The 21,790-nt window shown below is 40.5% G+C and carries 21 protein-coding genes; 9 read left to right on the top strand and 12 right to left on the bottom strand.

All coding sequences use genetic code 11. The features are described from left to right. Positions 1-129 precede the first annotated feature (129 nt). Entirely contained in the window at positions 130-858 is a 729-nt protein-coding gene (locus HCK02_RS07450) for a MerR family DNA-binding transcriptional regulator (protein ID WP_167629505.1), read from the top strand. 30 nt (positions 859-888) lie between these two features. Here HCK02_RS07450 and HCK02_RS07445 read toward each other — a convergent pair whose 3' ends face one another. From HCK02_RS07445 to HCK02_RS07430, 4 genes are all read right to left on the bottom strand, one after another. Next, positions 889-1,413 (bottom strand): HdeD family acid-resistance protein, encoded by a 525-nt coding sequence (locus HCK02_RS07445; protein WP_167629504.1) that lies wholly within the window; start codon positions 1,411-1,413, stop codon positions 889-891. Between the two features lie 139 nt (positions 1,414-1,552). Next, positions 1,553-1,765: a heavy-metal-associated domain-containing protein gene (locus tag HCK02_RS07440; protein ID WP_208970457.1), complete on the bottom strand. Its 213-nt coding sequence runs from the start codon at positions 1,763-1,765 to the stop codon at positions 1,553-1,555. Positions 1,766-1,785: 20 nt separating this feature from the next. Continuing rightward, the gene (locus HCK02_RS07435) at positions 1,786-4,245 is read right to left on the bottom strand and encodes a heavy metal translocating P-type ATPase (RefSeq protein ID WP_167629503.1); all 2,460 of its coding nucleotides are present in this window, start codon (positions 4,243-4,245) and stop codon (positions 1,786-1,788) included. A 17-nt stretch (positions 4,246-4,262) separates the two neighbouring features. Then, entirely contained in the window at positions 4,263-4,703 is a 441-nt protein-coding gene (locus HCK02_RS07430) for a CopY/TcrY family copper transport repressor (RefSeq protein WP_115752876.1), read from the bottom strand. Between the two features lie 198 nt (positions 4,704-4,901). Between HCK02_RS07430 and HCK02_RS07425 the strand changes: the two genes are divergently transcribed. Next, entirely contained in the window at positions 4,902-5,396 is a 495-nt protein-coding gene (locus tag HCK02_RS07425) for an alpha/beta hydrolase (protein ID WP_167629502.1), read from the top strand. Continuing rightward, on the top strand, positions 5,393-5,767 hold the full coding sequence (locus HCK02_RS07420) for an alpha/beta hydrolase family protein (RefSeq protein WP_167629501.1): 375 nt from the start codon (positions 5,393-5,395) through the stop codon (positions 5,765-5,767). The genes HCK02_RS07425 and HCK02_RS07420 overlap by 4 nt, the downstream gene beginning before the upstream one ends. 10 nt (positions 5,768-5,777) lie before the next feature. On the opposite strand, the gene HCK02_RS07415 is transcribed toward HCK02_RS07420, so the two are convergent. The 4 genes from HCK02_RS07415 to secA2 all read right to left on the bottom strand — a co-directional run bounded on the left by HCK02_RS07415 (position 5,778) and on the right by secA2 (position 10,492). Beyond that, positions 5,778-6,452, bottom strand: coding sequence for an N-acetylmannosamine-6-phosphate 2-epimerase (locus HCK02_RS07415; RefSeq protein WP_167629500.1), 675 nt, complete (start codon positions 6,450-6,452; stop codon positions 5,778-5,780). Positions 6,453-6,456: 4 nt separating this feature from the next. Then, positions 6,457-6,807 carry a hypothetical protein gene (locus HCK02_RS07410; RefSeq protein WP_167629499.1) on the bottom strand — a complete coding sequence of 117 codons (351 nt, stop codon included), beginning with the start codon at positions 6,805-6,807 and terminating at the stop codon, positions 6,457-6,459. Between the two features lie 61 nt (positions 6,808-6,868). Continuing rightward, complete coding sequence (locus HCK02_RS07405; RefSeq protein ID WP_167629498.1) at positions 6,869-8,071, bottom strand: AI-2E family transporter; 1,203 nt, start codon at positions 8,069-8,071, stop codon at positions 6,869-6,871. A gap of 96 nt (positions 8,072-8,167) precedes the next feature. Continuing rightward, complete coding sequence (gene secA2 / locus HCK02_RS07400; protein ID WP_167629497.1) at positions 8,168-10,492, bottom strand: accessory Sec system translocase SecA2; 2,325 nt, start codon at positions 10,490-10,492, stop codon at positions 8,168-8,170. 434 nt (positions 10,493-10,926) lie between these two features. Here secA2 and HCK02_RS07395 point away from each other — a divergent pair, with 434 nt between their 5' ends. Together HCK02_RS07395 and HCK02_RS07390 are read left to right on the top strand one after the other, a co-directional pair. Further along, positions 10,927-12,669 carry a LysM peptidoglycan-binding domain-containing protein gene (locus tag HCK02_RS07395; protein WP_167629496.1) on the top strand — a complete coding sequence of 581 codons (1,743 nt, stop codon included), beginning with the start codon at positions 10,927-10,929 and terminating at the stop codon, positions 12,667-12,669. Positions 12,670-12,737: 68 nt separating this feature from the next. Next, positions 12,738-13,922 carry a class I SAM-dependent rRNA methyltransferase gene (locus HCK02_RS07390; protein WP_167629495.1) on the top strand — a complete coding sequence of 395 codons (1,185 nt, stop codon included), beginning with the start codon at positions 12,738-12,740 and terminating at the stop codon, positions 13,920-13,922. Between the two features lie 46 nt (positions 13,923-13,968). Here HCK02_RS07390 and HCK02_RS07385 read toward each other — a convergent pair whose 3' ends face one another. After that, complete coding sequence (locus HCK02_RS07385; protein ID WP_115752884.1) at positions 13,969-14,175, bottom strand: YdbC family protein; 207 nt, start codon at positions 14,173-14,175, stop codon at positions 13,969-13,971. A gap of 163 nt (positions 14,176-14,338) precedes the next feature. On the opposite strand from HCK02_RS07385, the gene HCK02_RS07380 reads away from it, so the two are divergent. Next, positions 14,339-15,049: a threonine/serine exporter family protein gene (locus HCK02_RS07380; RefSeq protein WP_167629519.1), complete on the top strand. Its 711-nt coding sequence runs from the start codon at positions 14,339-14,341 to the stop codon at positions 15,047-15,049. A gap of 12 nt (positions 15,050-15,061) precedes the next feature. Continuing rightward, complete coding sequence (locus HCK02_RS07375) at positions 15,062-15,520, top strand: threonine/serine exporter family protein (RefSeq protein WP_115752885.1); 459 nt, start codon at positions 15,062-15,064, stop codon at positions 15,518-15,520. Between the two features lie 52 nt (positions 15,521-15,572). Here the strand turns inward: HCK02_RS07375 and HCK02_RS07370 are convergent, their stop codons facing one another. The 3 genes from HCK02_RS07370 to HCK02_RS07360 form a co-directional block, all read right to left on the bottom strand. Then, on the bottom strand, positions 15,573-16,301 hold the full coding sequence (locus HCK02_RS07370) for a GntR family transcriptional regulator (protein ID WP_167629494.1): 729 nt from the start codon (positions 16,299-16,301) through the stop codon (positions 15,573-15,575). A 61-nt stretch (positions 16,302-16,362) separates the two neighbouring features. After that, the gene (locus HCK02_RS07365) at positions 16,363-17,748 is read right to left on the bottom strand and encodes a glycoside hydrolase family 1 protein (RefSeq protein ID WP_167629493.1); all 1,386 of its coding nucleotides are present in this window, start codon (positions 17,746-17,748) and stop codon (positions 16,363-16,365) included. Positions 17,749-17,886: 138 nt separating this feature from the next. Beyond that, positions 17,887-18,330: an Hsp20 family protein gene (locus HCK02_RS07360; RefSeq protein ID WP_167629492.1), complete on the bottom strand. Its 444-nt coding sequence runs from the start codon at positions 18,328-18,330 to the stop codon at positions 17,887-17,889. Positions 18,331-19,080: 750 nt separating this feature from the next. Here HCK02_RS07360 and gdhA point away from each other — a divergent pair. After that, a complete protein-coding gene (gene gdhA / locus HCK02_RS07355) occupies positions 19,081-20,463 on the top strand; it encodes an NADP-specific glutamate dehydrogenase (protein ID WP_167629491.1) in 1,383 nt (460 codons plus the stop codon). A gap of 163 nt (positions 20,464-20,626) precedes the next feature. Further along, positions 20,627-21,673 carry a lactonase family protein gene (locus tag HCK02_RS07350; protein ID WP_167629490.1) on the top strand — a complete coding sequence of 349 codons (1,047 nt, stop codon included), beginning with the start codon at positions 20,627-20,629 and terminating at the stop codon, positions 21,671-21,673. Positions 21,674-21,790 lie beyond the last annotated feature (117 nt).

The following is a 21,790-nucleotide window of genomic DNA, read 5'->3' as shown; positions in this document are numbered from 1 at the left end:
TTTACTACTATCATATTACATTGATGCAACCTTTCAGCTTTATAAAAGTGTCTCACCTTTTAAAGCCTTTTATCTCTAAATAAGTTATCGTAGCACTTGAAGGTTTTACTTGAAGGAGGAGTGTAACTTTTGAAAACTTATCGTTCAAATGAAATGGCAAATCTCGTAAAGGTGAGCACGACAACATTGCGTCGCTATGAAATGCAAGGATTGATTCCTACCGTCTTACGCACAAAAAGTGGTCACCGAATCTATACAGATTTACATTATTTTGCATTTACCACAATTCGTCAGTTGCTTAAAAGCTTTCCTATCCCAGTCGTTTACCGAACAATGCGACTCATTAAAAATAGTCAAGTAACAGAAGCGCTTTGGCTTTTAAATGAGCACCTTGCAACCATCCAAGCTGAAAAGGGGCGTATCACAGAGACACTTCTCGCTATTCAAAAAATTGATTTCACTCCCATTCATCAAGTAAGATCGCAAAATGCTATGACGATCGGTGAAGTTGCTAAAATAGCTCAAGTTAAAACGTCTGCCATTCGGCACTGGGAACAAGAAGGTCTCATTCATTCTGAGCGAAAAGCAGAAAATGGTTATCGAAGTTTCTCCATCACTGAATTACGTAAAATTCTCGTAATCAGTAGTCTACGCAAAACCGTTTATTACATTGAAAACATTAAACAATTGCTAGAGGAACTGGATACAAATTATTGTGATAAGCTTGAACACGCTATTGATCTTGCGCTTGAAAAATTGAACGACCAGTTGAAAAACTGTTATCAAGGAATTGCAAAACTAGTTCTTTATATAGATCTGCTAAATATCCCAAATAAAGAGCATAAAAAAGAGGATTAGCTCGAACAGCCAACCCTCTTTCTCAATTCTTTATTTTGATTTACCAGTAGCAAAAGCCGTTGCGATGGCACCGATTCCTTCGAGAATGAAGAAGAAGCCCATCAACAAGACGATACCAAGTGCGCTTACAACTGGATTGAATAGAGCGATAAATCCAAGTATGATTCCGATAATCCCAATAAAGAGCACGTAGCCCCAACTAGATAATCCAGCTTGTTTAAGCGAAAAGGCACCAATTGTTCGAACGATTCCAGCGAAAAGCACCCACATTGCAAATACAAGAATGAGCGATGCTGCGCCAGCAAATTGGTTGGCTAATAGCAAAATCCCAAGTAATGTTGATAAAATCCCGTCAGCTAGTACCCAACCGGATAAGTGACGTTCACTCTCAACAAAGTAGGAAATAATGTGGAAAATCCCAGATATAAGGAGCAACAAACCAATCACAACATTAAGTGTTAGTAAGGATGCCACTGGATTGAACATCACCCAGAATCCCATGATGATCATCGCTATTCCCGCTAGAACGATTAAAATTTTTGTAAAAGTCTTCATACATTTTCCCCTCTCTTCTTATTACTCTTGAATAATACCTCATTTTAAGCGTTCTAAAACCCAGAATTCCATTTTTTATATAATAAAAAAAAGTGCCCTACTTACCTTTTGAGTAAATCGGACACCTTTTCTTTTTACTTTAAATTTCAGCTATAACAGAGAATTTTGTTCCTTCAAGCGCTTGATTCAAACGCTCAACAGAAACATCATCTCCAGCCACCTTCGCTTGTTTCTTTTCTAAATCTACATCAACAGATGCTACACCTGGAATTTCTTCAAATGAAGATTTGACGATGTTTTTGCAGCCATCACATTTCATGCCACTAATGCTCACAATTTTTTCCATTTCCATCTTCACCTCCTTCAAACTCCCTATTTTGCTGGTTTAAATCGTTTTAAACGCAGTGCATTAATTAGGACCGACACCGAACTGAAACTCATCGCAGCTCCGGCAATCATCGGGTTGAGTAACGGCCCACCAAATAAATACAAGATTCCCATCGCAACTGGAATACCGAGAACATTATAAGCAAAAGCCCAGAATAAGTTTTCTCGAATATTTTTAATCGTTGCCTTGCTGAGTTCAACGGCCGTTGCTACATCAAGCAAATCGCTGTGCATCAAAACAATATCCGCCGATTCCATCGCAACATCTGTTCCAGAACCGATTGCAATCCCTACATCAGCTTGCACAAGAGCAGGCGCGTCATTAATACCGTCTCCAACCATGGCAACTTTTTTACCATCTTGTTGAAGTTTCGCCACTTCGCTTGCCTTATCTTCAGGTAAAACTTCACTGAGCACACGAGTAATTCCCACTTGTTTCGCGATTGCTTCAGCCGTTTTACGATTGTCTCCGGTGATCATGGCTACTTCGATGCCCATTTGTTGCAATATTTGAATGGCTTTTTTACTACTTGGTTTAATTGTGTCAGCCACTGCAATAATACCAATAAATTGATCATTGAGCGCTACATACATTGGTGTTTTCCCTTGTTCAGCTAATTTTTCAGAAGTAGTCGCAAATTCACCTAAGCCAATTCCACGATCCGCCATCAATTTTTGGTTCCCTAGTAAAAGCGTTCCTCTTTCAACCGTCACTTCAATTCCGTGACCTGGAATCGCACTAAAATCTGAAATTGGCTCAAGATCCAAGCTTAATTCCTCTGAGCGAAGTAAAATCGCTTCGCCAAGTGGATGTTCCGAACCTTTTTCCGCCGATGCCGCAAGACGAAGAAGTTCTTGTTCGCTTATATTGCTTCCACTCACAACCACGTCCGTAACAGCAGGTTTACCTTCTGTAATCGTACCCGTTTTATCAAATACGATCGTTTGGAGTTTTTTCGTTGTTTCAAGCGCGTCACCACTTTTGATCAATACGCCATTTTCGGCTCCTTTTCCAGTTCCAACCATGATAGCCGTAGGAGTAGCAAGACCAAGCGCACAAGGACACGCAATGACGAGAACAGAAATCGTAATCGTTAAAGCAAATACCCAAGATTCTTGTCCTAGGAAGAACCAAAGAATGCCTGCAAGAACAGCCAGCCCAATAACGATTGGCACGAAAACCCCGGAAACTTTGTCAGCTAGCTTGGCAATGGGTGCCTTACTGCCTTGGGCTTCTTCAACGAGTTTGATAATTTGCGCAAGCGCCGTTTCTTTTCCAACTTTGGTCGCCTCAAACATGATGTTCCCATTTTTATTTATACTTGCCCCGACCACTTCGTCACCAGGTTTCTTATCAACAGGCATACTTTCACCCGTTAGCATCGATTCATCAATCGTCGTTTTTCCTGAAAGTACAACGCCATCCACCGGAATTTTTTCGCCGGGACGAACTTGGATCAAATCGCCTTCCAAAACTTCATCAATCGCAATTTCCATTTCTTTTCCGTCACGCATCACACGAGCCGTTTTAGGCGCAAGACCCATCAAAGTTTTAATCGCTTCTGACGTTTTTCCTTTCGATACAGCTTCAAAATATTTTCCAAGCGTAATCAGCGTTAAAATAACCGCTGCCGATTCATAGTAAAGTCCCATCGCAAAACTTGCGTCACCTGTCCAAATTTGAATCGTTCCATATAAACTATAAAGGAAAGCCGCACTGGTTCCAAGCGCAACGAGCGAATCCATATTCGGATGCCCTTTAAATAAAGCTCGGTATCCAACTGTGAAGAATTTTTGTCCCAAATAAATCACAGGAAGCGTCAAAATCAGCTGTGCCGTAGCAAAAGCAGAAGCATGCTCAGCCGGATTTAGGAAATCTGGAATCGGAAGCCCGATCATATGCCCCATCGCGATATAAAGTAGTGGAACTGTGAACACGCCAGAAATCCAGAACCTGCGCCACATTTCCTTGATACGTTTTTGTTTTTTATCACGGTCATGATCCACGTCGAGCGCTTGGCCTTGTTCTTCCTTCGCTCCGTAGCCAGCATCTTGAACCGCTTTTTGAATCGCTGGCACCGTTAAAGCATCCGGGTTAAACTCCACCGTCATTTTTTCACTAGCCAAGTTCACCGCAGCCGAGCTAACGCCGTCCAATTTGTTTACCGCTTTTTCGACCGTTTGCGCACAAGACGCACAAGTCATTCCTTCAATGTCAAAAATGCGTTTTTGCGATTTAGAGACAGCTTTATAGCCTGCATCTTGAACCGCTTTTTCAATATCCGAAACGCTTAAAAGTGCATCATCATATTGAATGTTTAATTTTTCAGTCGCAAGGTTTACAGAAGCTTGGCTTACACCGCTTAGTTTCCCAGTTGCTTTTTCAACCGTTTGCGCGCAAGAAGCACAGGTCATTCCTTCGATATCAAATGTTTTACTTGCCATTCTCCCCATCTCCCTTGTCATTTTTCATGGCATTTGCATTGTCCGGGAACACAATTACAAGGCACACTTTGAACAGCCGTTTTCCGTTTTTCTTCAAGCAAAGCTTCAATCGCATCAATATCATCAAAGCTTAACTCACGTTCTTCAATAATAAGCTCTACCAAACTCCCTGTTTTTTTATTACAAACTTTGGTAAGCAAATGTTCTGCTGCTTGCTTGATACTGATGTTTTCTTCAACAAGTGGCGTATAAATATATTTGTTTCCTTCTTTACTCGTTTTTAAAAAACCTTTTTCTACCAGTCTCGCTAAAAGAGTCTTGACTGTAGAAGGTTTCCATTCTGTTTTATGATCCAACACTTCAATGATTTCACTGCTCGTCGTCTTTCTTTTCGTCCAGACAATTCGCATGATCTCCCATTCAGCGTCCGTAATTTTTTCAATAACAGAAGCATCCATTGTTCTCTACCTCCTTTGTTTACACTTGTAAACTATATGGTCAAAAAAATAATTGGTCTTTCGATATTTTTAGTTTACATTCGTAGACAAACTTTGTCAACTCCTTTGTCAAAAATTTTTTCAACTAGCAAAAAAACTGGTATTTTTTTCCATCAAAGCTTACACTAAACATAGTTTAAACATGAGGAGGTTTAGAGCTTGGAACAGAAAACATTCACCTTTGCCGAAAAAGACGGGATTAAACTTTCGGCTGAGTTAATTACTGGAAAAGAAAAAGCCAGTCAAACGATTATTTACTTTCATGGTGGAGGATTACTTTATGGCTCTCGAAACGATTTAAATGATGCTTACATTGGGCAGTTTTTAGAAAATGGCTTCAATGTCCTTTTAGCGGATTATCGACTCGCTCCCGAAGTCAAGCTCCCAGAAATTTATGAAGATGCTAGTGATTTAATTTTATATTTCCGCCATCACGCTGAAAGCCTTGGACTCCCAGATAAAGAATTCATTTTGTTTGGTCAGTCTTCTGGTGCTTTTCTTGCACTAATGCTTGCTTCAGATCCGACCCTTCCAAGACCGTGCGCTATTTTATCATTTTACGGTTATTCTTCCGTTTCAGCTCCGTGGTTAAAAGAACGAAATAAATATTTCAATACTTTTCCACTTATTAGTGAGTCTTTAAAAATGCGATGATTCGGCAAACGCCTTTAACAGCAGGTTCCGTCGATACACGCTATCCGCTCTATGTTTATTCACGTCAAAGCGGGAAATGGTTGGATCTCGTTTTTGGCGAAAACTATTCAGAAGCAGATCTCAAACCATTCGAACTCGATCCAGAACGTGATTTTCACTTCTTGCCCCCCGTTTTTCTCGCACATAGTTTTGCCGATGAAGATGTTCCAATCGAGGAATCGGAAAAAATTAAAAATGGTACGCTTGTAAGTGAACTCTTTACGGTGCGTGACTTGCCACATGATTTTGATACACATACGGCAGGTGCTGAAGGTCGGATGGCTTATGATGCTGCAATTCGATTTTTACAGGAAATCAAGAAAAACCAGTGAACGCATGCGTTCACTGGTTTTTTGGTAAAGCTTGTACAAATTTTTTCGTTAATAGTTGCGGCCTTGTGATTGCACTGCCGACAACAACGGAGTAAGCTCCGCTTTGATAGGCTTTTTCAACTTCAGTGGGCGTTTCGATGTGCCCTTCGCAAATAACGGGTATGCCAAGATGCTGACTGAGTTCTTCTACTAGTTGAAAAGCAGGACCCGCTTGTCTTTTTGTGTCTTCTGTGTAGCCCGCAAGCGTTGTTCCGACTAAATCAAAACCTATTTCTTCCGCGCGAATGCCGTCTTGAAAAGTAGCAATATCCGCCATTGCAAGTCTACCAGCTTGATGGATTTTTTCGACCAACTGCTTTAAATCTGCGCCGCCTGGTCTTGTTCGTTCCGTACCATCGAGTGCGATGATTTCTGCTTTTGTCGCAAGCAGTTCTGTAACTTCTTGTTCAGTTGGTGTAATGTAAACAGCTAAATCTGGATAGTCACGTTTGATAAGTCCTATAAGCGGCAAGTCAACCACGGCTTTAATGGCCTCAATATCTTCCACTGAGTTTGATCGGATACCGGCTGCTCCACCCATTTCGGCGGCAAGCGCCATTTTCGACATCACAAACGAACTATAGAGCGGTTCATCCGCTAATGCCTGACAAGATACAACAAGCCCATTCTTTATTTTTTCTAGCAAAAAATCACTTCTTTCTATTGTAATCCGTGAAAATATACAAACCAATAATCAAGCAAAGGGCGCAAGTAATCGGGCGGAAATAAAGCCCTGAAAAGCTTGGAGAAAAAAGCAATCCTAAAATTAAACCGAACACCCAAAGTACTAGTGCTAAGAATAACAAAAAATCATTGGTTTTTGCAAGAATGATGAGAATACCAGCTAAAAACATGAGAATGCTTAGTAAGAGTCCGGCATTTGCCGAAAGTCCTTCTGGTAACCCAAATAAATTGATGGGTTTTGTAGCACTTAATTTGAGCCAAGAAAAAATACCTAGAATAGAAGCTTGAATGGAAAAAACTCCAGCAAAAATTCGCAAATAATATCACCGTCTTTATTGGATTGTTCGATTTCGTTTCGAACGTAAAAAGAAGCCCCGGTCAGTTAGAATTTGAATCAGTTGTATCCTTGCTTTCTGTTTGCTCATCTTCCTTTGGCTGTACATAAATACTTTCCGGCTGTTCGCCGTATAATCCAGAAATCCGCTTAAACCAAATGAAAACGTGTGTGCAGATCACTTTTAAAACAGCATAGCCTGGTACTGCAAAGATGACACCTAATACACCAAATAGTTTACCAGCAACTAGGATAACAAACAAGATGGTAATTGGGTGTACTTTGAGCGATTTTCCCATGACTTGCGGAGAAATAAACTTCCCTTCTAAGAGCTGAACGACAACCCAGACAACAATGAGTTTAATTAGTAACCAAGGCGAAGTAACGATCGCAATGATAAGGGCTGGTGTAATCGCAATAGCTGGTCCTAAGTAAGGAACGATACTTGTGAATGCAGCAATGATTGCAAGCGTAAGGGCATAAGGTAAACCAATGATCAAATAACCAATGAAAAGCAGTATCCCAATGCAGAAGCTTACAATAATTTGACCGCGAATATAAGAACTAATTTGATGATTTGATTCTTTCAGCACTTGGCGTGTATGCGCACGACTATTGACTGGAAGAAGTTTTAAAACAAATTCAGGAAGCTTTTTCCCATCTTTTAGCAAATAAAAGAGTACAAGAGGTGTCGTAACAATCGCGAGCACAACTTCTGTCACTGTTCCAACGACACTTCCAATGCTTGAAATAGCACCGTTTAAAACATCCGTTCCTTTATCAGAAATGGTTTTCATAATGTCGTTCATGTTCGTTGAAACTTTATCTTTAATTTGATCGAAAAGTGGTGACTGACTGAGTTCATTAAATTTATCCGTTACTTGATTCCAATAAGTTGGAAAGGTCTTGATCAAACTCATGATTTGATCGCGCACAGCTGGAATAACAAAGCTAAAAATAAGCACGATGATGCCAAGAATCACGAGGAACAGCAGTCCGATCGACCAGCCACGATGCCAGCCGTGACGTTCGAGAAAGTCGATAATTGGATTAAATAAGTAATATAAAATGCCCGCTAAAATAATCGGAGCAGCGATTGTTTCCACGATAACGACAAGCGGATGGAAAACAAACGAAATTTTGGTCAACACATAAATATCCAGTGCGACAAGCAAGAAAATCAGTAACCCTAATACAAATTTGTTTTCAATAAAAAACTGCTTAAACTTTGAAAATTTTTCTTTCAAGTACAATCACCTACCTGTCTCTCCATTATAGCGTGTCGATTCAAAAAATACTTGTTAAAAAGCAGCTTGCGAAAAAAATCAGTCTCAAGATGGACTTTATCCAACCACAAGTCCATCAGGATCTAATTCGAGCAGGGCATGCGCGAAATAGAAATGATAATCTGCTTGGAATTTTTCAAACAAAGCGGCACCTTCTTTTTGATACATCACGAGTGGGTCTTGTTGCCCGTAAGCCCGTAAATGAATTCCTTCTCGAAGTTGAACCATTTCATCAAGATGAATTACCCACATTTGATCCATTAAATTCAAGTAAACTTCCTTTTCAATCATCGCAATCGTATCCGCAGGGAATTTGCGCCGAACCGTATTATGCCAAGCCACAATCTTTTCGCCTACTTCTCGAGGCCCCATCAAAGTGACTTGATCAAAAGTATAAGGAAATTTCGTTCCACCAAGCAATTCTTTTTGCATTTCAAAAAATTCTTCTTGTTCTTCTTCCGATTGCGCTTCTCGAAACACCTTACTTGCTACTTCACGCAAAATTTTCTCAGAAGAAACGCCCAGTTTATTGCGGCGGAGTACTTCATCTCGTTCTTTATAGACGATTTTACGCTGCAAATCAATGACTTCATCGTAGGACAATAAATCCTTTCGCAAATCATAGTTGGCTCCTTCAATTCGTTTTTGTGCATCAACGATAAACCGACTAATCTGAGGCGAATTAACCGGTTTCCCGTCCCGTGGATGCTTCCGCTTTAATTTGATGCGGAATTTTTCCCAGCGCTTGTTATCAAATTGATCGAGCAACTCATCTTCAATCGAGACCATGAATTTACTAAATCCCGGGTCTCCTCTTCTTCCAGAACGTCCCATCAACTGCAAATCAATTCGTCTGCTTTCGTGGCGCTCCGTCCCGATCACAGCAAGGCCTCCCAGTTTATAAACTTCTGAACTCAGTTTAATATCCGTTCCCCGACCAGCCATATTGGTCGCTAGTGTAACCATCCCAGGTTGACCTGCTTTTGCAATAATTTCCGCTTCTTGCGCGTGGTTTTTCGCATTTAAAACTTGATGCGGAATTCCAGCTTTTGTGAGGAGCGAGCTGATCCATTCGTTACTTTTGATAGAAGAAGTTCCGATCAAAGTCGGTTGGCCTTTCGCATGCCGCCACGAAACTTCATACACAATAGCACGTCCTTTTTCTTTTTCCGTGTAAAACACATCATCTGGCATATCTTCCCGGTTAACACGCAAGTTCGTTGGAATCACTACGACATCAAGTCCATAAATTTGGCGAAATTCTTCTTCTTCTGTTTTAGCGGTCCCTGTCATGCCAGCAATTTTTTGGTACATCCGGAAATAATTCTGAATCGTGATCGTAGCAAGCGTCCGCGATTCCTCGTGCACCTCCACTTCTTCTTTCGCTTCAATCGCCTGATGCAAGCCATCGTTGAACCGACGTCCAGGAAGTGCCCGTCCCGTATGCGGATCTACAATTAAGACTTCTTCTTCCAAAACGACGTAATCTTTATCTTTTTGCATTAAAAAATGTGCGCGTAAAAGTAACATCGTAATCCGAAGTAGAGGCTGGTTATCCGCTGTATAAAGCGAGCGAACTTGCCAAAAGCGCTCCGCTTTTTCGATCCCCGCATCGTTTAGCCATATCAGTCGTTTATGTTCATCAATTTCATAGTCGTCCTGTAGCATTGTTTTTACTAATTTATTTGCTTTTAAATAAAGACTTAAATCTTCTTCTTTGCGATCAGAAATAAGTAGTGGCGTCCGTGCTTCATCGATTAAAATAGAATCCGCTTCATCAATTAAAACGAAATCAAGCCCTGTTTGCACCTTGTCCTCGAAGGAACGAACCATGTTGTCCCGCAAGTAGTCAAAGCCAAACTCAGACGTCGTTCCATAAATGACATCTGCTGTGTAAATGGCTTTTTTCTGTCTTTTATCAAGTCCAGCCGCATTGAGAGCCACAGAAACCCCAAGATATTCTAGGACTTGCCCGATTTCTTCGCGATCTCGATGCGCTAAATATTCATTCGCTGTAACAAGGTGAACGCGGTTTCCACGAATAACTTCAATATACATAACAAAAAGTGAAACGAGTGTTTTTCCTTCTCCCGTTTTCATTTCTGCAATTTTCCCATCCCCAAGAACAAGAGCACCAATTAGCTGTACAATCACAGCTTCCAGCCCAAGTACCCGCTTAGCTGCTTCACGAACAAGTGTAAAAATATTGATTTTATCACGCATAGTGATCTCTTGCGTTTGGAATTTATCCCGCCAGATCTGCGTTTGTTTCATCAATTCACTTTGATCCATATTGATATAGAGGTCTTCTTTTTTGACAATTTGACGTGCTGTTTCCCGATATTGCTTTACAATTTTACGATCGTCGAAATTTTGATTCATACTTCCCCCTCCATGTTTTCCATTATACAACACTTCACCCCTCAATTTGAACTTATTTCTCAAATAGATTTCCCAATACTTCTTGTTCATTTTCAAGAACGACATTTTTCAACCTAAAAAGAGATATTACAATTTGATTAAATTTTTCTATTTAAATTAAACAATAGGTTGCCAAATACGCAACTTATGGATAAAGATGCAAGCTACAAACGATTCTTGAAAGCGGTGATATTCCACTTTAACGCGTTTCAGAATGCTTGTTCGGCTTCTTTTTCGTTACAGCAATATTACAAGCAGCTGGTATAGTCCTTTCCTACTTACTTCTCTGTCTCGGGTCTGGTTTGTTTTTTAGCCTTAAACTGGGTAAAATAAAGCTAGTCAGTATTAAATTTTGATGTGAACTGATTGTGAGAAAAGAGAGGAGTTTTAGCAATATGAAAAAAGCGACCATTGCAACAGCTACCGCGGGGATTGCGGTCACTGCATTCGCGGCGCCAACGATGGCTTCTGCCAATTCGGTAGTCGTAGAATCTGGCGATACGTTATGGGGAATTGCAAATTCGAACGATACAACGGTTGATTCTTTAAAGAAACTCAACAACCTTGATGGCGATAAAATTTTTCCTGGTCAAAAACTCGTTATCAGCGAAGCGAAAAGTGAACAAGCTGAAAAAGAAGTTTCTGCCACTTGGTTAAATGTTCGTCAAGGTCCAAGTGTTGATAACAGCATCCTCACTTCCATCCAAGGTGGAACAAAAGTAACTGTCCTAACAAGTGAAGACAACGGCTGGAATAAGATCTCTTATGCAGACGGTAAAACGGGTTATGTGAACGGAAAATATTTGGGAGAAGCCAAAACTGCTGCTCCAGCAAAAACTGAAAATACAGAAGTAAAAGCTTCAAACCAAAACGAAAAAACTGAAACTGTAAAAGAAGTAACTACACCAGAAAAACCGGCTAATCTTTCTAGCTATACGGTTAAAAACGGAGATACTCTTTGGGCTCTTTCCGTTAAATTTGGTTCTTCGGTTCAAGATTTAATATCTTGGAATAACTTGTCGTCTTCTTCTATTTATGTTGGTCAAACGCTTGCTGTTAAAGCTGAAGCTGCTAAACCAGCTCCAGAAAAACAAGCACCTCAAGCAAGTCAACAAACCGTACAAAAAGAAGAAGCTTCTGCTCCTACTAAAGAAGTGAAACAAGAAGCTCCTCAAGTAGATGTAAATGCTTCAAGTTATACAGTACAAAGTGGCGATTCGCTAAGCAAAATCGCTGGTCTATTCAAGACAACTGTTAGCGAACTTAAAGCTTTGAATGGTCTCTCAAGTGATTCCATCACAGCTGGAGATGTACTTAAAGTAAAAGGTGAAGTGAAACAAGCGACACCTGAAGTAAAAGAAGAAGTGAAGCAAGAAGCAGCACCTCAAGCTGATACTGAAAAGCAAACTTCTAGCCAAACAGAACAAAAAGTAGAAGCTCCTGCGGCTCCGCAAATTGATACAAATGCTTCAAGCTATACAGTAAGAAGCGGCGATTCATTAAGTAAAATTGCTGGTATCTTTGGCGTTTCAGTTAGCAAGCTAAAAGCACTTAACGGACTTTCGAGCGATAGCTTACAAGTTGGTCAAGTTCTAAAAGTAAAAGGTTCTGTTCCGCAAACGAATAACACTAACACTAACACTTCAAATAGTGGAGCTACAAATATCGGCAATGCTAACGCTGGTTCGAGCAGCAGCTCTAATGTTTCGACGCCTTCGAAACCTTCAACAGGTAACGGAAGCAGTAATGTAAGTAGTGGAAGCAGTCAGTCTGCTAGCTACAGTGCACTGATTGCAGAAGCACAAAAACACCTTGGTAAACCTTATGGTTGGGGTGCAAATGGACCTTCTTCTTTCGACTGCTCAGGCTATACGAAATATGTCTTTAATAAAGTTGGCATCAGCTTGCCAAGAACTTCTGGATCACAATATGCAGCTGCAACGAAAATCACAGAAGCTCAAGCTAAACCAGGCGATCTTGTCTTCTTTAACTATGGAAGCGGAATCGCGCACGTTGGTATCTATGTTGGCGGCGGTCAAATGATCAACGCACAAGATAACGGTGTGAAATATGATAACATTCACGGAAACGGCTGGGGTCAATTCTTAGTTGGTTTCGGACGTGTTGCAAACTTTTAATTTATAGAAATTGAACTTGAAAATAGCTTCCTGCTATGTAGGAAGCTATTTTTTTACGGAGTGATTTTTTGAAGGCGCCAAAGATCAAGATAAAAAAGCAGTATCTCTCTAAATATCAAAATGGTTATCCGCTTCTTGCACCAGAGTGGATTCAGTCTCTACCGGAAGGCCTAAAAGAAGGCGATTTGGTCGATGTCATCTCTCCTGATGGTCTGTTTATCGCAAAAGGATATTACGGAAAACAAAATAAAGGGTTGGGCTGGATTTTTAGCGCGAAGCGCGAAGGCAAACTCGACGGTTCCTTTTTCCAGCATGTGATTAATCAAGCACTTACGCTACGGAAGTCGCTTTTTGACGATGAGTTAACGACGGCTTTTCGGCTGTTTAATGGGGAAGGTGACGGTCTTGGGGGTATCACTGTTGATTATTATGACGGCTTTTTGCTCATTCAGTGGTACAGTCTCGGGATTTATCGTTATAAAAAAGCTTTTTTAGAGGTGTTGTCTACTTTTTCATTTGTAAAAGGAATCTATGAAAAAAAACGCTTTGAAACATCTGAAGAAACGAGCGATTTTATTTGGGGAAAAGAAGCCCCTGCCCCACTTCTTATTAAAGAAAATGGGATCACTTATGCCACGTATCTGAATGACGGCTGGATGACGGGAATTTTTCTCGACCAACGAGAAGTGCGAAAACGAATCATGGATGAATATGCGCTCTCTAAACACGTCTTAAACACTTTTTCTTATACAGGTGCTTTTTCTGTTGCGGCACTTTATGGTGGAGCCGCACACACAACCAGTGTAGATGTTGCTAAGCGAAGTCTTGCAAAAACGACCGAGCAGTTAGAAGTGAATGGTATGGATCCCGCTTCACAAGCAATTGTCGTAGAAGATGTTTTCCATTATTTTAAATATGCAAAACGAAAAGGACTGCAGTTTGACCTTGTTATTTCTGATCCTCCTAGTTTTGCTCGTACTAGAAAAATAACGTTTCGCGCGTCCAAGGATTATCCAGAATTGTTGCGTGATTTGATTGAAATCACCGCACCGAATGGTGTGATTGTTGCTTCCACCAATTATGCAGGTTTTTCCCTCCCAAAATTCGCTCAGCAAGTGAAGGAAGCCTTTAAGGGAACAAAACGCAGCTATAAAATTCGTGAAACTTTCCAGTTGCCGATAGATTTTGCCACACTTCAAAGCTTTCCAGAGGGAAATTATTTAAAGGTTTTATTCTTAGAACTTGATGTATAAAAATGACCGCCAACAAGGCGGTCATTTATGCTTCAAACTCATTCCATTAGAGCAGTTTTTTCAGTTGTTCAGCTTCTTCGTCAGTTAGCGTAATGCCTTTACCCATTTTTTCATGATCTTCTGACCAGTCGCGAATATCTAGCTTAGGGTCTCTCCCATTCCAACTAATCCGATTGAGTTCCTTGCTCCAGCCACGTGCATTGGTGGATAATACGCCAAGTCGTTCAACAATTTCATAATCAATCGATGCCATGATTTAAAAACCCTCTTTCCATATTATTCTCTTTATTTTAACAAACTTCTCTAGATACTAGAAATTATTTCTATCCTGATGTAGGATTAAGTACAGCATCATTTTAGCAAAGGAGGTTCCTTTTTTGAAAAAAGAAAAAGACTATTTACTTGAAACGTGTCTCATGGCCGGTAAAATCATGATGGAAAGCGGCGCTGAAATCTATCGTGTTGAAGATACGATGAACCGGATTGCTGACACGGCAACAAGTAAAAAAGGTATCAGCTTCGCCACACCAACGGGTATTTTCATGTCTATTGAAGGTGAGCGCAATTTGCAACTAGAAACCATCCCAACACGGACCATCAATTTAGAAAAAGTATCTCTTGTTAATGACCTTTCTCGTGAATTTTCATCACGTAATATTACGCTCGAAGAACTGCATTCTAGCCTTGCTCATTTGGAGAAGGACACGCGCTTTTTCCCTGTCTGGTGGCAAATCATTGCAGCTGGGCTCGTGAGTGGCGCCTTAATGATTATTTTCGGCGGTTCTTGGTTCGATTTCATCAGCACTTGCCTAATTGGAACGATTGGCTTTATGGTTTATTACTATACTGCCGAATGGCTTAAAATTAAGTTTTTAGCAGAATTCTTGTCCTCTTTTATTATCGGATTATTAGCTGTCATTGCAGTTGACAGTCATCTCGGTATCAATCTTGATAAAATTATCATCGGTAGTGTCATGTCGCTTGTTCCCGGTGTTCCAATCACAAATGCGGTCCGGGACTTGCTTGCAGGTCACTTGCTCGGCGGAATGGCGCGTGGAATGGAAGCCTTGCTCACCGCTGGGGCGATCGGAATTGGCATCGCCGTTGTGTTTCGCTTTTTTGCATAAGGAGGTTTTAGTGTGATACTTATTTGGACTGTTTTCATTCAACTTGTTTTTAGTTATATCGCCACCGTTACCTTCGCAGTCATCACAAATGTTCCTAAGCGAGCTTTAAATGCCTGCGGTCTCACCGGAACGTTTGGTTGGATTTTCTTCTGGACAATAAAGGAACTTGGCGGCGGGACTTCCATGGCTACACTGGCTGGTGCTTTTATCGTCGCTGTTTCTAGCCATTTATTTGCTAAATATAAACGCATGCCGATTACGATTTTCAATGTTCCAGGGATTGTGCCACTTGTTCCTGGGGGTCTAGCCTATCAAGCGGTGCGAAACTTTGTCCTCGGCGATTATACAGAAGCGATCGGTTTTTCGGTTCAAGTCACGATCGTAGCCGGGGCTATTGCAGCTGGACTTATGCTTTCAGAAATCTTTAATCACAGTATTCGTCGTTTTCGAGAACATAAAGCCAAGTTTTAATCGACATGATAAATTAAAAAGAAGGAAATCCCCGAGAGATTTCCTTCTTTTTTTATCGTTTGGCAATATTTACTGTTGTGAATACAAATTTGTCGTAGCGGTGCCTCGATTTTGAATATTCAAAGGCAACCCCATTATTTAAATAAACCGTTTGTTCCACTTCCATCACGGGTTCATCCGTATTACAATTCAAATATTCCTGATCAAGCTCATCTGGCTTATCTGCACGAATTTGTTTATAAGAACTGGCAATTTTTTGGCCAAGTTCTTCTTCAATGTATGAGTAAATTGAATCATCAAGCACTTGCTTCGTAATGCCCGGAATCACATTGACGGGCATATACGTGTGTTCGAGAACGTAAGGTTCTGAATCGATGCCCCTTACTCGTAAAATATCATAAACAGGAGCTTCCTTTTCAATATTGAGCCGCTCAGCCACGACTGCATCCGGAAAGACCACTTCAAAGTGAATGACTTTCGTTTCGACTTTTTGCCCTTTCAAAAGCTTAGTAAAACCGTTCACTTCTTGATTATGAATTTGCAGTTCATCAGCATCCAGCGCGGACTTGATGATGAAAGTGCCATGTCCCCGTTTCCTGTAAAGAAGCCCTTCCAAAACTAAAACTTCAAGCGCTTTTTTCATCGTCATTCGACTGCAGCCAAATTCTTCTGAAAGCGTCATTTCGTCTGGAATAGGTCGATCAAGCGGATACATATGTTCCTTGACTCGCTTCCTTACTTCATCGGCAATATAGCTATATTTGGTTTGGTTTCTCGCCACGCTAGCCACCTCATTCGTTTAAATTCTTTCTTTATTTTATCATATTCTAACACAAACTGCCTTAAAAGCCATTTTGTGAAGTCATTGTTTTAAACCATTTCCCAGAAGCTTTCACAGTTCGCTTGTAATTTTCATCTAAATTCACTTCGACAAAACCATAGCGATTCTTATAGGCATTCGCCCAGCTCCAGCAATCCATAAACGTCCACAGATGATAACCATGACAATTGGCACCTTCTGAGATAGCCTTATGAAGCCATTTCAAATGAGATTCGATAAACTCGATCCGGTAGGTATCCTCGATAAATCCTTCACTGTTTCGGTAGCGCTCCTCACCTTCCACACCCATGCCATTTTCGGAAATAAAGAATGGAATGTTGCCATAGTTATCGCGCAGGTTGATCGCAATATCATAAATCGCTTGTTCGTAGATTTCCCAACCGCGATACGGATTCATTTTGCGGAACGGCATTTCATAGTTGTCAAACAAGTGCTCAGGCATGAATGGCGCGTCTGGATGCGGCATTGTTTCTTTCGCTTTCACACGACGCGGTTGATAGTAATTGACACCAAGAATATCGACCGTGTTATGCTTGATGATTTCCAAGTCTTCTGGTTCGTAATTTGGAAGGAAATCACGTTCACGAAGAATCTCGACAAGATCACTTGGAAACTCGCCTCGCGTTACTGGATCAAGGAAGCTTCGATTGAAAAACAAGTCGGCGATATGCGCCGCACGCAAATCAGCCGGATTCTGACTTCTTGGATAAGATGGCGTTAAGTTTAAAATAATGCCAATTTGTCCATCTAAATCCAAGTCATGATAGGCTTTCACGGCTTTTGCATGAGCGAGTGTTGTTCCAAATGCAACTTGGGCAGCACGTCTAAAGTCGACCACGTTCGGATAGTGCATATCGTACAAGTAGCCCGCTTCAACAGGAACAATTGGTTCGTTGAAGGTAAACCAGTATTTTACACGGTCGCCAAACAATTTAAAGCACGTTTCTGCAAATGTAACGTAAGCCTCAATCACTTCGCGGGATTCAAATCCCCCTTTTTCTTGCATCGAAAGTGGCATATCAAAGTGATACAGGTTCATAAACGGTTCTACGCCTTGCTTAAGCATTTCATCAATCACATGATTATAAAATTCGACGGCTTTAGGATTTACTTCGCCAATACCATCTGGAATCAAGCGTGACCACTGAATGGAAGTTCGAAAAGAATTGTGGCCTGTTTCTTTCATTAAGGCAATGTCTTCTTTATATTGATAATAAAAGTTGGATGTGTTTTGAGGACCAACACCATTAAAGAATCTTCCTGGCTCGATTTTATACCAGTGATCCCAAATGCTTGGTTTGCGGCCATCTACGTCCGCCGCTCCTTCAGTTTGTGGGCCTGATGCTGCACTTCCCCACCAAAAATTTTCTGGAAATTGATATTTCATAGGAATCCCTCCATCTTTCTTTTCGTTTCTTTTATTATACATTAATTTTATAAAAGTATAAACTAATTTATTGAAAAGATTATATAAAAAAGACTTGCAAGGAAAACCCCAGCAAGTCTTTTTTATATACGGACAAATTTAGTTGATCTTGATATCTGCATTATTTTCGCCATTGACGATAGGCAAGTCAATACGCAAAATTCCTTCTTCAAGGGAAGCTTTGATTTTTTTAGGATCGATATTGCCGATTGGATAGGAACGATGGAACTCGCCGCTCGTCCGTTCTTCACTAATTACTTGATTATCTTTTTTCTTTTTCGATTCTTTATGCCGTTCCGCAAAAATAGAAAGTAAACCATTACCGTAATTCAACTTAATATCTTCTTTTTTGAAGCCTGGCATATCAACAAATACGGTGTAACTTCCATCATCATTTAAATGAATGTCTGTATCCATGATGCGAGACGATTGTCTAGCTTCACGACGATTTGGATAAAAATCTTTGAAAAAATTTCTTCTAAAGTCGTCAAAAAAGCCATCAAAATCACGATCCACTGGATACAAGTCTCTTTGATTCCGCATAACAAACACTCCTTTAATTTTTTTACACCAGTCTTCTTCCCGCTTCCTATTTTTTTAAACACTTCCTTGAAATTTATTTGGGTAAAAACTAATGTAGATACAATGTACCTTTTTTTAGAGTATTTCTTACATCTTTTCGAACAATCGCGATAAACTATTTCTTTTTCAGCTTGAAGTGTTATGATAAATGTAATCTATATAGGTGTTGCAATCCCTCAACAATGACTAGCCTTTCCGCACCTATATAGACCCCGATTTTCCATGAGCAGAAAGAATGCTGCTTAGACCCGAAAAAATCCAAAGCTGATTAACAGCTTTGGATTTTTTATTGTAAAAAGCAATCCAAAAAGTGTCTTTTATGTGAAATGGTGACAAAATTGTAATGTTAGCCAATTAAATTGTAAGAAAAGAAGCAGGATTATCTGATACAACTGGGATATACTAAATTTATCGGAGAAAGTTACTTTACCCAAAAGAACTGTTTTGTGTCTTTTCTTGAGCAAGATGACTCTTAAGTTAATCATTAAACTCGTTAAGTTTCCCAAATTATCCCTTAGTCTTGTCTTGGGAAAACACAACTCCAATAACTCCCTTTATCCTACGCGTCCCCCCGTGTAGGATTTTTTCTTATTTGTCACGCTAAACCTTGCACGATTTTTTCGCAGACGGTAAACTGGTAATGATAAAAAGTCTTATAGCTAAGCTCATCTTAACTTAGTTAAGAAGTTCAATTTAAAGGAGCCGATTATTATGAATCAACCTCGTGTCTCAGCGTCAACTGTCAAAACAACTTCAGCAGAAGATTATGTCGCTCGGATTTATGAAAAAGTCAGGGAGCGTAACCCAGGTGAGCAAGAATTCCAACAAGCTGTCAAAGAATTTTTAGATTCCATTGTTCCAGCACTTCAAAATGAACCTGCTTACGAACAAAATGGAATTTTAGAAAGATTAATCGAGCCTGAACGGTTGATAACTTTTCGCGTTCCTTGGATGGATGACTTAGGGCTCGTTCAAGTAAATCGCGGTTTTCGAGTTCAGTTTAATAGCGCGATCGGCCCTTATAAAGGCGGTTTAAGATTCCATCCCTCTGTAAACAGCAGCATTATTAAATTCCTCGGTTTTGAACAAATCTTTAAGAATTCATTGACAGGTTTACCTATTGGCGGCGGGAAAGGTGGATCAGACTTTGATCCTAAAGAAAAATCAGATGGAGAAATCATGCGTTTCTGTCAAAGCTTCATGACAGAACTTTCCAAACATATTGGTCCTAATACTGATGTTCCTGCTGGTGATATCGGGGTTGGCGCTCGTGAAATTGGTTACTTATTCGGACAATACAAACGAATGCGTGGCACTTTCGATGCAGGCACTCTCACCGGGAAGGGCTTGACTTATGGCGGCAGCTTGGCTCGTACGGAAGCAACTGGATACGGCGTTGTTTACTTCACGCAAGAAATGCTTGCTGCTCGAGGCGAAAGTTTTAAAGGAAAACGCGTGGTTATTTCTGGGTCTGGTAATGTTGCGATTTACGCGATGGAAAAAGCGATGGAATTTGGAGCAAAAGTGGTGGCGTGCAGTGATTCAAGCGGCTACATTTATGATTCTGAAGGAATCGATTTACAAACTGTGAAACAATTGAAAGAAGTTGAACGCAAGCGAATTCATGAATATTTAGCGACTCATCCAACTGCTGAATTCCATCCAGAAGGAGATATTTGGTCGATTCCTTGTGACATTGCGCTTCCTTGTGCGACTCAAAACGAAATTAATGAATCCCAAGCGAAAGAGTTAGTTGCTAATGGCGTGATTGCCATTTCTGAAGGCGCTAATATGCCATCTGAGCTTGCGGCCATCGATGTTTTCTTAGAAAATAATATTTTATTTGGTCCTGCAAAAGCTGCAAATGCTGGTGGAGTGGGTGTATCTGCACTTGAAATGGCACAAAACAGCAGCAGGATGAATTGGAGCTTTGCAGAAGTGGATGAACATTTGCAAGACATCATGAAAAACATCTATAAAAACGCTAGCTTGCTCGCAAGCGAATATGGGCATGAAGGAAATCTTGTAGTGGGAGCAAATATTGCTGGCTTCCTAAAAGTAGCCGATACAATGCTTGCGCAAGGACTTATTTAAATAAAGAGCTGACATCTATCCGTAGGTGTTGGCTTTTTTATTTGTTTTGCGACTAGCTTCTTCTCTTATTCCTAGTAAAAGTGTATCAAATTAGTCTATCCTATTTCTCAATTATGCTATAATGAATAGGCGAGAACTTTTTAAATTAGGAGGAATGAAAGCGATGGCAAAACAAACTGCAACTGCTTACATCGGAACTTACACCAAAGCAGAATCGGAAGGCATTTACCGGTTAGTCGTGGATACAAAAACGGGAGAGGTTTTAGAGAATAAATTGGCTGGAAAAATGGACAACCCAACTTATTTGAAGATCTCGGACGATGAAAAATATCTTTATTCCGTTGCTAAAGATGGTGATAAAGGAGGACTTGCGGCTTTTGAAATCAATCCAGATGGTTCACTTTCTTTGCTTGGCACTCAAGTAAAAGTGGGAAACCCGCCGTGCTACGTTGATGGCTCAAAAGATAATGCCGTTATTGTTTCTGCCAACTATCACCTTGGAACGATTCTTAGTTATCCAACTGAAAAGGGAAAATTGCTTGCCCCGCTTTCTGAAATTCAACACACTGGAAAAAGCGTACATGAGCGACAAGAAAAACCACATGCACACTTTGCTGGATTTACGCCGGATCAAAAATTTGTCGTTACTTGTGACCTTGGAACCGATCATGTGACAACTTATAGCGCGAAAGATGGTCGTTTAGAACAAGTCGCTGATCTTGTTGTAACACCAGGAAGCGGTCCACGTAACCTTGTTTTCCATCCCAATGCGAAATGGGTTTATATCATGACGGAACTCACTTCGGAGGTTTTCGTTGCTAGCTATGATGAAAAAACGGGAGAGCTTTCCATTATTCAATCCGTTCCATCACTTCCAACAAACTTTTCGGATGAAAATAAGGGAAGTGCGATTCATATTTCTAATGATGGTCGTTTCCTTTACGTTTCTAATCGTGGTCAGGATGCTATTGTTTCGTTTGAGATTGATGAAACTAGCGGAAAATTGACACTGCTTGAAACGGTTTCTGTTGAAGGGAATGGACCTCGCGACTTTGATTTAAGTCCAGATGGGGAGCTTTTACTCGCAGCAAACGAAAATACGCAAAACGTAACGGTGTTTAAAGTGGATAAAACTTCGGGACGGTTAACGCTGCTTCAGAAGGATATCAAGGTTCCTGAACCTGTCTGTGTCAAATTTATGCAGGCTTAAAATGGGAATAAAAAAAGGCGCGCGGCTTAGAAGCCGTGCGCCTCAGACTGTCGAAAAACGCCCATCCCTCCATGAGAAAGAAGAGGGATGGGCGTTTTTTTCTATAAAAATGGAAAA

The organism is Listeria valentina (assembly GCF_011800755.1).
Lineage (GTDB): Bacteria > Bacillota > Bacilli > Lactobacillales > Listeriaceae > Listeria > Listeria valentina.
The sequence above is the reverse complement of the archived record's forward strand: the minus strand, read 5'-3'. Positions and strand labels throughout refer to the sequence as shown.

Bases quoted from the DNA above. Each gene is read 5' to 3' on its own strand.
- HCK02_RS07445 (WP_167629504.1), bottom strand. From the start codon at position 1,413: ATGAAGACTTTTACAAAAATTTTAATCGTTCTAGCGGGAATAGCGATG.
- HCK02_RS07440 (WP_208970457.1), bottom strand. From the start codon at position 1,765: ATGGAAATGGAAAAAATTGTGAGCATTAGTGGCATGAAATGTGATGGC.
- HCK02_RS07435 (WP_167629503.1), bottom strand. From the start codon at position 4,245: ATGGCAAGTAAAACATTTGATATCGAAGGAATGACCTGTGCTTCTTGC.
- HCK02_RS07430 (WP_115752876.1), bottom strand. From the start codon at position 4,703: ATGGATGCTTCTGTTATTGAAAAAATTACGGACGCTGAATGGGAGATC.
- HCK02_RS07420 (WP_167629501.1), top strand. From the start codon at position 5,393: ATGATTCGGCAAACGCCTTTAACAGCAGGTTCCGTCGATACACGCTAT.
- secA2 (WP_167629497.1), bottom strand. From the start codon at position 10,492: ATGAATCAAAATTTCGACGATCGTAAAATTGTAAAGCAATATCGGGAA.
- HCK02_RS07395 (WP_167629496.1), top strand. From the start codon at position 10,927: ATGAAAAAAGCGACCATTGCAACAGCTACCGCGGGGATTGCGGTCACT.
- HCK02_RS07385 (WP_115752884.1), bottom strand. From the start codon at position 14,175: ATGGCATCGATTGATTATGAAATTGTTGAACGACTTGGCGTATTATCC.
- HCK02_RS07380 (WP_167629519.1), top strand. From the start codon at position 14,339: ATGGCCGGTAAAATCATGATGGAAAGCGGCGCTGAAATCTATCGTGTT.
- HCK02_RS07365 (WP_167629493.1), bottom strand. From the start codon at position 17,748: ATGAAATATCAATTTCCAGAAAATTTTTGGTGGGGAAGTGCAGCATCA.
- HCK02_RS07360 (WP_167629492.1), bottom strand. From the start codon at position 18,330: ATGCGGAATCAAAGAGACTTGTATCCAGTGGATCGTGATTTTGATGGC.
- gdhA (WP_167629491.1), top strand. From the start codon at position 19,081: ATGAATCAACCTCGTGTCTCAGCGTCAACTGTCAAAACAACTTCAGCA.
- HCK02_RS07350 (WP_167629490.1), top strand. From the start codon at position 20,627: ATGGCAAAACAAACTGCAACTGCTTACATCGGAACTTACACCAAAGCA.